The following is a 13,643-nucleotide window of genomic DNA, read 5'->3' as shown; positions in this document are numbered from 1 at the left end:
TTAGCGCCGATGGCCGGCGCCGGCCGCCGCGCCCGCGTCCGGCAGCGGCCATTCGGCGCGGCTGATTTCGTAGAGACGCTTGCCCGCGCCGCCCGCTCCCGCACCGCCAATCTGGCGCATGCCGCATTTTTCCAGCACCCGGCAGGACGCGGCATTCTCTTCCAGCGCCACGGCCGACAGCGCCTCGACCGGCAAGCGGCCGAATCCCAGCGCCAGGAGCGCATGGGCGATTTCGGTGGCGTATCCCATGCCCCAGCTCGCGGGCAGGAAGGCATACGCGACCTCGACCTCGTCGCGGCCCCGAGATTGGGTGCGCTTCAAGCCCGCCCGGCCCGCCAGCGCGCCGCTGGCGCGGTCGGCCAGCACATACATGCCGTAGCCCAGCTCGGTCCAATGCTCGACGTTCTGCAGCAGATAACGGCGGCTGGCCGCGTCTGTCCGGGTGCCGCCCATGGTGGCCATGAGGCGCTCGTCCGCATGCATCGCGGCAATGAAGGAATAATCGGTTTCGTCCATGCGCCGGGCTTGCAGCCGGGCGGTCTGGAAAGTGTCGGGGAGCAGTGCGGCGGACATGGAAGGCTGAAGAAATGGCGTGGCGGACATGATACCGGCGGACGGCCCGCCGGCCCATCGTCCAACGGACGAATCCCCCAGGCCGAGTCCGGCCCCGGGGCATGGCTTTCAGGTGCGGCGCAGGCCCAGGAAACTCCAGCGCACGTCGGCGCGGTCCAGCATGTCTTCGCGCGAACTGAGATGGTGCGAGGACAGGCCGTGGCCGGCCGCCAGCGTGATCGTTTCCTGCGCGGACACGTCGAACATGCGGCGGCCAGGAGGCACCGGGCCGTGCCGCAGCGACATCAGGATCTGGCCCTGCGGCGCCAAGAGCGCGGCCAGCGCCTGCATGCCCTGGCGGCGTTCGTCGGCGTCCAGGTGCATCCACACGGCCGTCAGCATGATCACGTCGAACGCCCGGTCTTGACCGCGCAGCACGGCCAGTTCCGGCAAGGCGTCGTCGATCCATTCCAGGTTGGGCAGCGCATGGCGGCGCTGACCCTCCTGGCGCAGCCCGGGCGTGGGCTCGGCCGCCACCACCGAATGCCCCATCCGCGCCAGCGCGGCGGCGTCGCGCCCCGATCCCGCGCCGATGTCGGCGATGCGCGACGGCGCCGCGGGGATCAGGTGCGCCACGTCGCGGTGCACGTCCGCGAACGCGATGCTCTCGTACTGGTCTGCCAGGGCCGCGGCGTTTTCACCGTAGCCCTGCGTGCCGGAAGCCCCTGTCATTGCTGGGCTGTCGGCCGAACCTGGATCGCCGCGGGCGGCCAGGTGGCCTTGATGGCGTCGTAGATGCGCTTGCCCACGCGGCCGTCTTCCGGCAGCTTGCGCTTGACCTGCTCTTCGCGCACGGCGTCGCGGGTCTTGCTGCCCGGAATGCCGTCGGCCACGCCCACGTCGTAGCCCAGGCCGTAGAGCATCTCCTGCAGCTCCTTGATCTGCGCGCGCGACAAGCCGGGGTCGTCCGTGGGCCAGGCCGCGACGAGATCCGGCCCGCCCTGCAGGCGATTGAGCAGCATCGATACCGCCAGGCCATAACGGCGCGACTGGTTGTAATGCAGGATGGCGTCGAAATTCACCGTCGCCAGGAACACCGGGCCGGCGGAACCCGTGGGCGCGAACAGATAGGCCTGCTCGTCGTTGCCCGACGCCAGCTTCAAGGCCGAACCGTTGCCCTGCTTCACGCCGGCCTGGGCCCACTGGGCGATCGTGCGGCGATCCTGCGAACCCACGTATTCGGCTTCGGGCGAGGCCGGAATGGCGGCGGCCAGCTCGGCCGGCACGCGCACTTCGATCACGGCGGGCAGGCTGTGCGTCCACTTGGCACGGCGCTTGCGCAGGTGATTGGCAGTCGACGCCAACGCGTCGGGCAGCGAGTTGTAGAGATCGATCTTGCCGTTGCCGTCGCCATCGGCGGCCAGCTCATAGAACGAGGTCGGGATGAACTGCGTCATGCCGAAAGCGCCGCTCCAGGAGCCGACGAAGCTGTCCGCCGGCACCACGCCGTCACGCAGCAGGCGCACCGAGGCGTAGGCGTTCTTTTCCCACAGCGGCTTGTTCTCGGTGCAGGCGCGCGTCAGCCAGGCGTCCAGCACATTGGTCTTGCCGACCTGCCGGCCGTAGTTGGTCTCGATGCCGAAGATCGCGACCAGCGTGGCCGGATCCACCTGGTATTGCTGGCTGATGGCCGACAGCTGCGGACCATATTTGGCGAGCACGCCCAGGCCGTCGCGCACGCGCTCCTCGTCCACGGTCTTGGCGATGTAATCCCACCAGGCCTCGCGCCCCTCGGGCTGGCCCTTGGCGGATGCGACCGTGGTGGGCAGCAGCTTGGCGTTGGCGGTGTACTTGTCCCAATCGGCCACGGTCAGGCCGTTGGCCGTGGCGCCCTTGCGCAGCTTGGCGATGCAGGCCTTGGTGTCGAGTTCGGTCGGGATGATGACCGTGGGAGCGGGGGTGGCGGTGGCGGCGGGCGCAGCGGTGGCGGCGGGCGCAGCAGGCGCTGCGGTCGCTGCCGGGGCTGCCGTGGCCGCAGCGGGTGCGGGCAAGGCGGCGGGCGCAGGCAGGGTTGCCGGCGCGGGCGCCGCCGACCTGGGAGGCAGCGCCTGCCCGGCGCGGTCATCGACCGGAGCCGCCGGCGTGTTGGCGGCAGGCGCGGGAGTGTCGTCGAAGCTGCGCTTGGGCGTCAGGGCCGGCAGGGTCTGCACCGGCACCGCGGGCTGGGCGCGCGATCCGGTGGCGGAAGCTGGTCCCTGCGCCTGCGCGGCGCCGGCAGCGGCGGCGGTGACGGCCGCGGCCAGCAGCACGCGGGAGAAGGTGTCGATTCGAAGGCGTACGGAACGCTGACGCATGGCAATCCTGAAAAATCGAAGTCAGCCGGGATCGTACCGCGACCGGGCGTCAAAATCGAACGGCCCGCAGGGCGGGTCCGCCAGCACTGCCACTCAAACGCCCTGCAGGCTGGAAGCGGCTTCGCAGCGCCCTAGGCTGCCTGCCGCGCTTGCACCGCCACGCTCGCGGGCGGCGCACGCAGCACGCGTCGGCACAGCAACATGGCGATCAGGCTGAACAGGGCAAAGCCCGCGGTCTGCCCCGCCAGCACGCCTTCCGGGCCGCCGTAATGCGCGCCCAGCCAGACAAAGGGCAAGGTGCCCACGGTGGCGCGCAGCCAGCCGATCGCGGTGGAGTACGCGGCATAGCCCAGATTGTTGAACACCGCGATGGCGACGAAATACAGGCTGTTGAGCGCCCACGCGAAACTGCCGTAGCGGCAGAAGAAAACGATCAGGTCGCGCCCCGGCCCGCTCACCTGGAACAGATCCGGCATCCAGGGCGCCAGCACGGCCAGCACGACCGCCACGCCGAAGCCGTACATCAAGGACCAGCGCGCGGTCAGGCGCGCCGTCTCCTGCACGCGGTCCCACTGCCCCGCGCCCAGGTTCTGCCCAAGAATGGGCCCGATGGCGCCCGGCAGCACGAAGAACAGCGCATAGGCCAGTTGCAGCACCCGGTCCACCACGGTGGCGCCCGCCATCACGCTGGAGCCAAAGCCGGCGTAGGTGGACAGGGTGAAAATGACCGCCGCGGGCGTAGCCAGCGTGGTCAGCGCGGCAGGCAAGGCGATCCGCCCGATTGCAGCCAGGTGCGCGCGCAGCGCCGCGCCGGCCGGCCAGGCCACCAGGCGATGCTTGCCGAACACCAGCCAGGCGCCCAGCGCCACGGTGACCAGACGGCCCACGCCGCCGGCCCAGGCCACGCCCTCCATGCCGCCGTCCAGCACGAAAATGACCAGCGGGTCCAGCGCCGCGACCGTCGCCGTCCCCGCCAGCAGCACCCACATGGACTGGCGGCCACGGCCCGCGGCGCGCAGCAGGTTGGACAACATCATGCCCACGCCCATCACGACCGCGAACGGGGTCGTGATGAGCACGTAGGACAGCAGATGCGCGCGCACGTCCTCTGCCAGGTCGATGGCCGCCGTGTAGGGGCCGATCACGGCCAGGAACAAGGCGCCGGACACGAGCGCGGCGGCGGCCATCAGGACCAGCGAGGCGCCCGCCAGCGCGCGGGCGCGCGGCGCATCGCCCGCCCCCAGCGCGCGCGACACCAGGGCCGTGCCGCCCACGGTCACGCCTATGCAGACCGAGATGATGGTGAACTGCGTCATCGATCCGAAGCCCACCGCGCCCAGCACCGCCTCATCCTTGAGCGTGCCCAGGTACAGCAGCGACAGGAACTCCACCGCGAACACGGCCAGCATGCTGGCCCAGCCGGTCAGGACCATTTCCAGCACATGCGGACCCATCGGCCCCGAGACGAAGCGGGCGCGCGGATCGGAAGCGGCGGAGGACGAGTTTTCAGACGTCATGAGGCTGTTGGATGGAACGCGGCCAAGGCCGCGCGAAAGTTGCCGGGTCCGCGCTCAGCGGCCCGCGGGCGCGAACCAATACTGGTACACGCTGCCGTCATTCGAATACCAAGGCAGCAGGCCGATGGTGTCGGATTCACGCTGCACGGTCACCAGCAGGCCTCCTGCCTGGGGCCGCAGCAGCGCCACGTGGCGCCGCACTCCCATGGACTCGTACTGGCGCCAGTCGTGCCGCACGCTGATCCACAGCCGGCCCTGCGTGCAACCGCCTAGGCGCCGGATGCCGTCCGGCCTGGAGGGCCGGGCCGCGCCAGGCAGGGCGGCAGGATCCTGCATACCGTTCAACTGCGGCAGGCGGCCGGAAGCGCGCGCGCCCTGTCCGTCCAGCGCCAATATCTCCCATCCGTCCGCGGCGGCCGTGAAAGCCACGGTGGCCTCGGGCCCGGAGCGCCATTCCGGCAACGGGTTGTCGCCCATGCCCGGTAGGTCCAGGGGATATTGCAGGAAATTGCGCAGGTCCATCGATGCGCCGGCCTCGCGGTCGCCAGACACGAACTCGCCTTGCGCCCGATAGACGCCGGCCAGATCCGGGCATTGGGCCGGATCCGTTGGCAACGCCGCAAGCGTCCCGTCTCGAAAGGGAGGCCAGGCAACGGACACGCCGTCGACCCGGGATGCGCCGCAGCCACTCAAGGCCAGCGCAGCCAGCGCCGCCGCCGCAAGCCTGCCCACTCTCCACGCGCCACGCACCGCTGTCTTCATGCCTGCCCTCTGCTCTTGCCGGCCGTCGCGCTGGCCCAGGCGGCGCCTCCGACTATCGGTCTGGCGCGAACTATATCCGAAACCCGGCCGGCCGAAACCTGCGCGGCCCTAACCCGCCCCGCGTTGCCAAGCACGCGCCGGGAGAGAATAATCGGCATCTCCCTTCCGACCCGCGCCATGACACCGTTCCGAGGCAAGCTCCGCATCCGGCATCTGGAAATCGTGCTGACCGTCGCCGAATTGGGCAACCTGTCCAAGGCAGCCGCGCAATTGCACAGCACGCAGTCGGGCCTGTCGCGCGCCATCGCCGAGATCGAAGAACTGGTGGGCGCGCGGCTGTTCGAACGCACTGCCAAGGGCACCACCTGCACGCCGCTGGGCGAAACCATGTGCCGCCATGCCCGCCTGCTGCTCACCGACTTCCGCAAGGCCGAGATCGATCTCGCCGCGGTCTCGCGCGGCGACGAAGGCAGCCTGACCGTAGGCTGTTTTTCGATGTTCGCGGGCTGGCCGGTGGCCGAGGCCGCGCGCGCCTACCGCCAAGCCTATCCGCGCATCACGCTCACCATCGAGATCGGCACGCATGAACGGCTGATCGAGGACCTGGACGCCGGCGCGCTGGACGTGCTGATCAGCCGCTTCTCGTCCACCGTCAATCCGCAGATCTATCGCTCCACCACGCTGCTGGAGGATCCCGTGGTGCTGGCCTGCGCCACGCATCATCCGCTGGCCGGCCAGCCTGGCGCCACGCTGGCCGACTACGTGGCCTATCCCTGGATCACCGCCCTGCCCGGCAGCCGCATCCGTGGCGAACTGGAAATGTCGCTGCGCCAGGCCGGCCTGGCGATTCCGGATATGATCGGCGCCCTGTCGCTGGAATTCGGCCGCGAAATGCTGCTGGACGGCCTGTACCTGTGGATGCTGCCCGGCAGCGTGGCCGCTATCCGGCAGGCGCGCGGCGAGCTCGTAGTCCTGGCCGACAGGCCGGTCCTGCGCAAATCGCCGCTGGCCGCGATCTGGCGCCGCGACCGTCCCAGCACGCGGCAGGCGCGCGCCTTCGCCGCCCAGCTCCAGCTCGCCATCCAGGCCGATGCCGTCACATTGACGGCCTGAGCCCGCCGGCGCGTTGCGCGTTATTCTGGACAGGCAACACTTTTTGATCGGAGCACCCATGTACGACTGGCTCAACGCACTGCCCAAGGCGGAATTGCACCTGCACCTGGAAGGTTCGCTCGAACCCGAGCTGCTGTTCCGGCTGGCGCAGCGCAACGGCGTGGCGCTGCCGTGGCCGGACATCGAGTCCCTGCGCGCCGCCTACGACTACGGCAATCTCCAGGAATTCCTGGACCTCTACTACCGCGGCGCCGACGTGCTGCGCACCGAGCAGGATTTCTACGACCTGACCTGGGCCTATCTGCTCAAGTGCCGCGAGCAGAACGTGGTGCATACCGAGCCGTTCTTCGACCCGCAGACCCATACCGACCGCGGCGTGCCCTTCGAGGCTGTGCTGGCCGGCATCAGCCAGGCGCTCGAAGATGGCCGCAAGCAACTGGGCGTGAACAGCGGACTGATCCTGAGCTTTCTGCGCCATCTGCCCGAAGAGCAGGCCATGCGCACGCTGGAAGCCGCCCTGCCCCACCGCGACGCCTTCATCGCCGTGGGCCTGGACAGCAGCGAAATGGGTTTTCCGCCGCGCCTGTTCCAGCGCGTGTTCGACCGCGCCCGCGCCGAAGGATTGCCAGGCGTCGCGCACGCCGGCGAGGAAGGCCCGCCGGAATACATCTGGGAAGCGCTGGACCTGTTGAAGGTGCTGCGCATCGACCACGGCGTGCGCGCCGCCGAAGACCCCAAGCTGATCGGGCGCCTGATCGACGAGCAGATCCCGCTGACGGTCTGTCCGCTGTCCAACACCCGGCTGCGCGTGTTCCAGCACATGCGCGACCACAACATCCTGTCGCTGCTGGACGCGGGCGTGAAGGTCACCGTGAACTCCGACGATCCCGCGTATTTCGGCGGCTACGTCAACGAGAACTTCCACGCGCTGTACGAGCATCTGGGCATGTCGCGGGCGCAGGCCCAGGCCCTGGCGGACAACAGCCTGGACGCGCGCATCCTCAAGTAGCCGGCGCGCCCCGCCGCCAGCCATGCGGATTGCGCATGGCAATGTTCAAAACCTGCATGCCTGGCGCGGCCCATTCCTCCCTACCATAGTCCGACCGCCGCGGCGCCTGCCGCGGCCGGGCCACAGACCAGAAACAGGGGGCAGGATATGAGTCAGTTCGTGGAAGCGTCGCTGCAGGCAGGCACGCTGACCGGCGTGCTGGAAGGCGGCGTGTGCCGCTACAGCGCCATTCCCTATGCGCAGGCGCCGATCGGCGCGCTGCGTTTCGCACCGCCGCAGCCGGCCGCTTGGCGCGGCAGGCTGGACGCCACCCGGCCGGGACCGGTCGCGCCGCAACTGCCCTCGCGCCTGCGCGGCGCCATGGGCGACTTCGACGCCGAACAATCCGAGGACTGCCTGCACCTGACCGTGTGGACGCCCGCCGCCGACGGCAAGCGGCGGCCGGTGGTCGTGTGGCTGCACGGCGGCGCCTGGCAAAGCGGCGGCGGCGCGCTGGACTGGTATGACGGCGCCAACCTCGCGCAGCGCGGCGACGTGGTGGTGGTCGCGGTCAACTACCGGCTGGCCGCGCTGGGCTGGCTGTACGTACCCGGCCAGACGGCCAATTCGGGCCTGCTGGACCAGGAGGCCGCCATCGATTGGGTGCTGGCCAACATCCAGGACCTGGGCGGCGATCCCGGACAAGTCACCGTCATGGGCCAGTCGGCGGGCGCGTCCTCGATCTGCGCCATGCTGGCGCGCCAGCCGCGCTTCTCGCGTGCCATCCTGCAAAGCGCGGCGCTGGGCCGGGGGTTTCGCAGCGCAAAGCAGGCCGATGCGCTGGGACAGGCCTTCCTGCGCGCCGCGGGAGCCGATTCCCTGGAAGCCGCGCGCGAGCTGCCCGTGGCGGCCTTGCTGGCGGCGCAGCAGGCGCCCGCCGTCGCCGAAACGCTGCGCGCCGAGGGCAGCAGCCGCAGCCAGTTCGCGCCGGTGCTCGACGGCCAGGTGCTGCCACATGACATCGCGCCCGCGCTCAAGCGGGCGTCGTCCCGCGCCGACGTGCTGGTCTGCTACACGCGCGACGAAATGGCCGCCTTTCCGGGCAATGGCCGCAGCGCCGCCGACCAGGACCTGGGCGACGAGGTATTCGGCGCGCCCTCGCGCCAGTGGGCCGCCGACGCCGCGGCCCAAGGCCGCCAAGCCTGGCTGGCGCGGTTCGACGTGGCGCCCACGGCGAACTTCGGCGCCTGCCATTGCATCGAACTGCCCTTCGTCTTCGACACGTTGCCGGCGTATGCCAGCGCGCCCATGCTCGCCGGCCTGCCCGCGGAACAGGCGCGCCAGCTTGCACGCGCCACGCAGCAGGCATGGATCGCGTTCATCCGCGGCGACGCGCCAGGCTGGCCGGCGGCGCCGCACATGCAGATCCTGGCCTAGGCCGGGACGGCATCTGCGGGGCCGCGGGCGGATACCGCCCGCGCATCAAACACACCAAAACAAGGGGAATTCCATGTTCAAGCAAACCGCGCTCGCGCTGGCGCTGCTGGCGCCGCTGGCGGCCACCGCCGCCTATCCCGACAAGCCCGTCAAGATCATCGTGTCCAACCCGCCCGGCGGCCCCGTGGACGTCATGCTGCGCGTGCTGGCCAGCAAACTGGGCGCCGCCTGGGGCCAGCCCGTGGTGGTGGAGAACAAGCCCGGCGCGTCCGGCATCATCAGCACCGGCGCGCTGGTCAAGTCCGCGCCCGACGGCTACACGCTGGGCATGGTGGTGGCCTCGTCCGTCACCATCGTGCCCTTCGCCGTGGACAGCCTGCCGTTCGACACGCAAAAGGACCTCAAGCCGATCTCGCTGGTGGCGCGCACGCCCTTCATCTTCATCGTACCCAAGGACAGCCCGCTCAAGACCTGGGAAGACTTCGTGCGCGAAAGCAAGGCGCGCAATCTCAGCGTAGGTTCGTTCTCCATCGGCACGGCGTTCCATCTGGTCTGGGAACAGACGGCGCGCCGCGCCGGCATCAAGGCCTTGTACGTGCCCTCGTCCTCGTCGGGCAAGACGCAGAACGACTTGATCGGCGGCCAGCTCGACGTGGGCCTGGACGCGCCTTCGAGTTCCAAGGGCCTGATCGACAGCGGCCGGCTGCGCGCGCTCGCGATCACCAGTCCGGAACGCTTCGACGGCCTGCCCGATACGCCCACGCTGAAGGAGTCCGGCTTGAAGGACTACGCGCCGCAGCCCTGGATCGGGCTGATGGCGCCGGCGGGCATTCCGGACGACCGCGTGGCGCTGATCCAGAAATCGGTGGCGGACATCCTGAAGGAACCCGCGATGCGCGCGCAAATGGAAACCCTGGGCATGATTCCCATCGGCAGCACGCCAGAGGAACTGGCCGCGACCATCGAGGCCGACCGCGCCGACATGGGGCCGCTGATCAAGGAGCTGGGCATCAAGCTGCAATAGCGGCGCTTGCAGCGGCGCGGGTTTACAGCCGCGCCCTTCAGGCCGCGTGCCTCAGCCCGCGCCCAGCGTGCGCAGGAACATCGCCGACAAGGGGCCGGACAGCGCTTGCGCGTCCCGCCGGCCCTGCGCGATGGCAGCGTCCACCGCGCCATGCATGCCGTGGTACAGGACGATGGCGGCCAGCGCCGCGTCGTCCAGCTTCCAGCAGCCTGCGCGCGCGCCGGCCTCGAGTATCGCTTCCAGCTGTTCCAGCACGGCGCTCTTTTCGGCCACGCCGCGGTCGGGATGCTGGGCATCGTGGAACACCACGTCATGCAGTTCGTAGCCGTCGAAGTAGGCCTCGACGCCAGCGCGGGTCCAGGCGCGCAGCCGCGCCACGCCGTCGTCCGGCGCACAGGCCCGCACCTCGCGGTCGATATGGTCCAGGAACCCCTGCGAGAACTTGGCCCGCAGCGCCGCCAGCATGTCGTTCTTGGACGTGAAGTAGTGATAGAAGGTGCCCTTGGCCACGCCGGCGCGCTCGACGATCTCGCTGATGGTGGTGGCCTCGACGCCCTTCTGGATGAAGAGCGCTTGCGCGGCCTCCATCAACTCATCCAGCCGCACGGCGGCCGGCTTGGTGCGGGGCTTGGAAGCGGCGTCCGGGCCAGGCGGGGAAAGCGGGTCGGCGGGAACAGCGGGCATATCGTCCAGGGTCAGTTCAGCAGCAAGGCGCCAGTGTAGAGGAGGCGCAGGGCTGAGGCCAAAAGCTGAGAATCGTTCTTCTTTTCATTGACCGACGGTCGGTCGATGCATAGAATACCCCTTCCCCCACTCTGCGTCCCGCCATGCATCCCGCACGCCGCCGCGCCCTGGTCCTTGCCGTCAACCTGGGCAGCTTCATCACCATCCTGGACATCAGCATCGTCAACGTGGCGCTGCCCACCATGCAGGCGGCCCTGCGCATCGACATGGCCGGACTGCAATGGGTGGTGGACGCCTACGCCCTGTTCCTGTCGGCCTTCATGCTGTCCGCCGGGCCTTTGGGCGACCGCTATGGACGCAAGCGCTCCTGGCTGGCGGGCGTGCTGCTGTTCACCGCGGGCTCCGCGCTGTGCGGCCTGGCGGACAACCTGACGGCGCTGCTGATCGGCCGCGCCGTGCAGGGCGTGGCCGGCGCCCTGCTGGTGCCGGGCGCGCTGTCGCTCCTGACCCAGGCCTTTCCCGATCCCAAGGAACGCGCCCAGGCCATCGGCATATGGGCCTCGTGCAACGCGATTTCGCTCATCGTGGGACCCATGCTTGGCGGCGTGCTGGTCGCTCACTTCAACTGGCAGAGCATCTTCCTCATCAACCTGCCGGTGGGCGCGCTGGCCATCGCGCTGGGCGCCTGGAGCATCACGGAAAGCGCCCATCCCGAACACGCGGCCTTCGACCCCGCCGGCCAGGCGCTCAGCGTGCTGTGGCTGGGCGCGCTGACCTATGGTCTGATCGCCGCCGGCGAACATGGCTGGGCTGCGCCAGAAGCCACGGTCGCGCTCGCCATCGCCGCCGCCGGGCTGCTCGCCTTTCTGTGGGTCGAGCACCGCGCCGCGCGGCCCATCCTGCCGCTGGGGCTGTTCCGCGACGCGGGCTTCGCCATCACCAACTTCGCGTCCTTCGTGCTGGGCTTTTCCGCCTACAGCAGCCTGTTCTTCTTTTCGCTCTACCTGCAACACGTGCAGGGACTGTCGCCGCTGGCCACCGGCTGGCAACTGGCGCCGCAGTTCGCGGCGGCCGGGCTGGTGTCGCTGGTCTTCGGCCGGCTCAACCTGCGCTTCGGCCTGCCGCGCCTGATGATCGCGGGCTTCGCCTTCATCGGCCTGGCCATGCTGGGCATGACGCGCTTCGAAGCGCACACGCCTTATCTCGTGTCAGGTTCGCTGCTGGTGCTGCTGGGCCTGGGCACCGGCCTGGCCGTGCCTTCGACCAGCATGGCCGTGATGGCCACGGTGCCGCGCGAGCGTTCCGGCATGGCCTCGGCCACCATGAACGCGCTGCGCCAGACCGGCATGACGATAGGCATCGCGCTCTTGGGCGCGCTGATGAGCGGACGCGCCATCGAGGCGCTGACGGGCTCGCTGTCGCGGCTGGGCGCGCCCGATGCGCAAGCCCTGGCGCGCGCCGCCATCACCCTGCATGAACTGCCCGCGCAGCCCGCCAATGCGGCCGAGCTGGCCGCCGCGGCGCTGGCCGGCGGCTTCCATGCCGCCATGCTTTTCGCAGGCGTCGCATCGCTGCTGGCGGCACTGTTGCTGCTGTTCCTGGCACGCGGCGCAAAGAACGTCCTGCACGCCGCATGACCTCCGGATTCCGGCGCGCGGAATTCCATCGGCCGGAATCAAAACAGCCTGTTTTTAAGCGTTGGTAACAAACGCTCGCGCCGTCTTGCGCTTCGGTAAGATCCTCGTCCAATAACAGGTTAACAACCACGAGGAGAGCAAAGCATGCCTTACCGCAAACCCCTGTTCCGCCTGGCCCCGCTGGCGCTCGCCGCCCACCTGCTGATGGCGGGTCCGGCCGCCGCGCAAAGCGCGCCCGGCACGCAAGGCCCGCTGGTCCCCGCGCCCAATCCGGCATTGGCCGCGCAGATCGATCAACGCGCCAAGGCCATCGAAGACAAGCTCATCGCCTGGCGCCGCGATATCCACGAACACCCCGAACTGGGCAACCAGGAAAACCGCACCGCCAAGCTGGTCGCCGACCATCTGCGCGCGCTGGGCATGGAAGTGAAAACCGGCGTCGCCGGCACCGGCGTGGTCGCCGTGCTCAAGGGCGGCAAGCCCGGTCCGGTGGTGGCGCTGCGCGCCGACATGGACGCGCTGCCCGTCAAGGAACAGGTAGACCTGCCCTTTGCGTCCAAGGCAAAGGGCACCTACCTGGGCAAGGAAGTGGACGTGATGCATGCCTGCGGCCACGACACCCACACCGCCATCCTGATGGCCACGGCCGAAGTGCTGGCCGGCATGAAAGACGAGCTTCCCGGCAGCGTGAAATTCATCTTCCAGCCCGCGGAGGAAAGCCCCGCCGACTTCGAGCCCGACGGCAAGAAGATCTGGGGCGCCAAGATGATGGTGCAGGAAGGCGTGCTGGAAAATCCCAAGGTGGACGCCATCTTCGGCCTGCACGTGTCCAGCGCCTATCCCGCCGGCAAGCTCAGCTGGCGCAGCGGCCCCGCCATGGCCGCCGCCGACCAGTTCTGGATCGACGTCACCGGCAAGCAGACGCACGGCGCGCGGCCCTGGTCCGGCATCGATCCCATCGTGGTCAGTTCGCAGATCATCCTGGGCCTGCAGACCATCCCCAGCCGCCAGATCAACAGCATGCTGGAGCCGGCCGTCATCACCGTGGGCGCCATCCACGGCGGCAACCGCATGAACATCGTGCCGGACAACGTGGCCATGACCGGCACCATCCGCACCTATGACGAAGGCATGAAGAAGGACATACATCAACGCATCGCGCGTACCGCCGACATGATCGCGCAGAGCGCGGGCGCCAAGGCGGACGTGCGCGTGGTGGAGCTGTACAACGCCACCGTCAACAATCCCGCGCTGACCGAGCAGATGGGCCCGACGCTGCGGCGCGTGGCGGGCGAAGGCAACTACGGGCTGCAGCCCAAGTCGACCGCGTCGGAGGACTTCTCGTTCTATCAGGAGAAGGTGCCGGGCATGTTCTTCTATTTGGGCGTGACGCCCAAGGGTACCGACGTCGAGAAGGCTGCGCCGAACCATTCGCCGCGCTTCTACGTCGATGAGTCCGGCCTCATCAACGGCGTGCGTGCGTTGTCGAACCTGACCGTGGACTACATGGCGCAGGCGCAGAAAGGCAGCTGATCCGCGCGCCGCGCGCGCGTTTGAAAAATGCCCGCCGCGCGA

At 69.3% G+C, this 13,643-nt stretch carries 12 protein-coding genes; 6 read left to right on the top strand and 6 right to left on the bottom strand.

Annotation, left to right across the window (positions count from 1 at the left end):
* From IAG39_RS11710 to IAG39_RS11690, 5 genes are all read right to left on the bottom strand, one after another.
* Positions 1-573: a GNAT family N-acetyltransferase gene (locus tag IAG39_RS11710; protein WP_165867968.1), complete on the bottom strand. Its 573-nt coding sequence runs from the start codon at positions 571-573 to the stop codon at positions 1-3.
* A gap of 108 nt (positions 574-681) precedes the next feature.
* On the bottom strand, positions 682-1,284 hold the full coding sequence (locus IAG39_RS11705) for a class I SAM-dependent methyltransferase (protein ID WP_118934713.1): 603 nt from the start codon (positions 1,282-1,284) through the stop codon (positions 682-684).
* A complete protein-coding gene (locus IAG39_RS11700) occupies positions 1,281-2,906 on the bottom strand; it encodes a lytic murein transglycosylase (RefSeq protein ID WP_187774099.1) in 1,626 nt (541 codons plus the stop codon). The genes IAG39_RS11705 and IAG39_RS11700 overlap by 4 nt, the downstream gene beginning before the upstream one ends.
* Before the next feature lie 131 nt (positions 2,907-3,037).
* Entirely contained in the window at positions 3,038-4,423 is a 1,386-nt protein-coding gene (locus tag IAG39_RS11695; protein WP_223283495.1) for an MATE family efflux transporter, read from the bottom strand.
* A gap of 54 nt (positions 4,424-4,477) precedes the next feature.
* Entirely contained in the window at positions 4,478-5,185 is a 708-nt protein-coding gene (locus tag IAG39_RS11690; RefSeq protein WP_059372680.1) for a hypothetical protein, read from the bottom strand.
* Between the two features lie 177 nt (positions 5,186-5,362).
* On the opposite strand from IAG39_RS11690, the gene IAG39_RS11685 reads away from it, so the two are divergent.
* The 4 genes from IAG39_RS11685 to IAG39_RS11670 all read left to right on the top strand — a co-directional run bounded on the left by IAG39_RS11685 (position 5,363) and on the right by IAG39_RS11670 (position 9,747).
* Complete coding sequence (locus IAG39_RS11685; protein WP_118934619.1) at positions 5,363-6,298, top strand: LysR family transcriptional regulator; 936 nt, start codon at positions 5,363-5,365, stop codon at positions 6,296-6,298.
* A gap of 58 nt (positions 6,299-6,356) precedes the next feature.
* Positions 6,357-7,307, top strand: coding sequence for an adenosine deaminase (locus IAG39_RS11680; protein ID WP_059372676.1), 951 nt, complete (start codon positions 6,357-6,359; stop codon positions 7,305-7,307).
* Between the two features lie 147 nt (positions 7,308-7,454).
* Positions 7,455-8,723, top strand: coding sequence for a carboxylesterase/lipase family protein (locus IAG39_RS11675; RefSeq protein WP_118934617.1), 1,269 nt, complete (start codon positions 7,455-7,457; stop codon positions 8,721-8,723).
* Positions 8,724-8,796: 73 nt separating this feature from the next.
* Positions 8,797-9,747 (top strand): Bug family tripartite tricarboxylate transporter substrate binding protein, encoded by a 951-nt coding sequence (locus IAG39_RS11670; RefSeq protein WP_118934615.1) that lies wholly within the window; start codon positions 8,797-8,799, stop codon positions 9,745-9,747.
* A gap of 51 nt (positions 9,748-9,798) precedes the next feature.
* Here IAG39_RS11670 and IAG39_RS11665 read toward each other — a convergent pair whose 3' ends face one another.
* A complete protein-coding gene (locus IAG39_RS11665; RefSeq protein WP_059372670.1) occupies positions 9,799-10,431 on the bottom strand; it encodes a TetR/AcrR family transcriptional regulator in 633 nt (210 codons plus the stop codon).
* A 143-nt stretch (positions 10,432-10,574) separates the two neighbouring features.
* Here IAG39_RS11665 and IAG39_RS11660 point away from each other — a divergent pair, with 143 nt between their 5' ends.
* Positions 10,575-12,068: an MFS transporter gene (locus tag IAG39_RS11660; protein WP_118934613.1), complete on the top strand. Its 1,494-nt coding sequence runs from the start codon at positions 10,575-10,577 to the stop codon at positions 12,066-12,068.
* Between the two features lie 144 nt (positions 12,069-12,212).
* A complete protein-coding gene (locus IAG39_RS11655) occupies positions 12,213-13,601 on the top strand; it encodes an amidohydrolase (protein WP_059372662.1) in 1,389 nt (462 codons plus the stop codon).
* The last annotated feature ends 42 nt before the right edge of the window (positions 13,602-13,643 follow it).

Source organism: Achromobacter xylosoxidans (assembly GCF_014490035.1).
In the GTDB taxonomy this organism is placed as follows: domain Bacteria; phylum Pseudomonadota; class Gammaproteobacteria; order Burkholderiales; family Burkholderiaceae_B; genus Achromobacter; species Achromobacter bronchisepticus_A.
The sequence above is the reverse complement of the archived record's forward strand: the minus strand, read 5'-3'. Positions and strand labels throughout refer to the sequence as shown.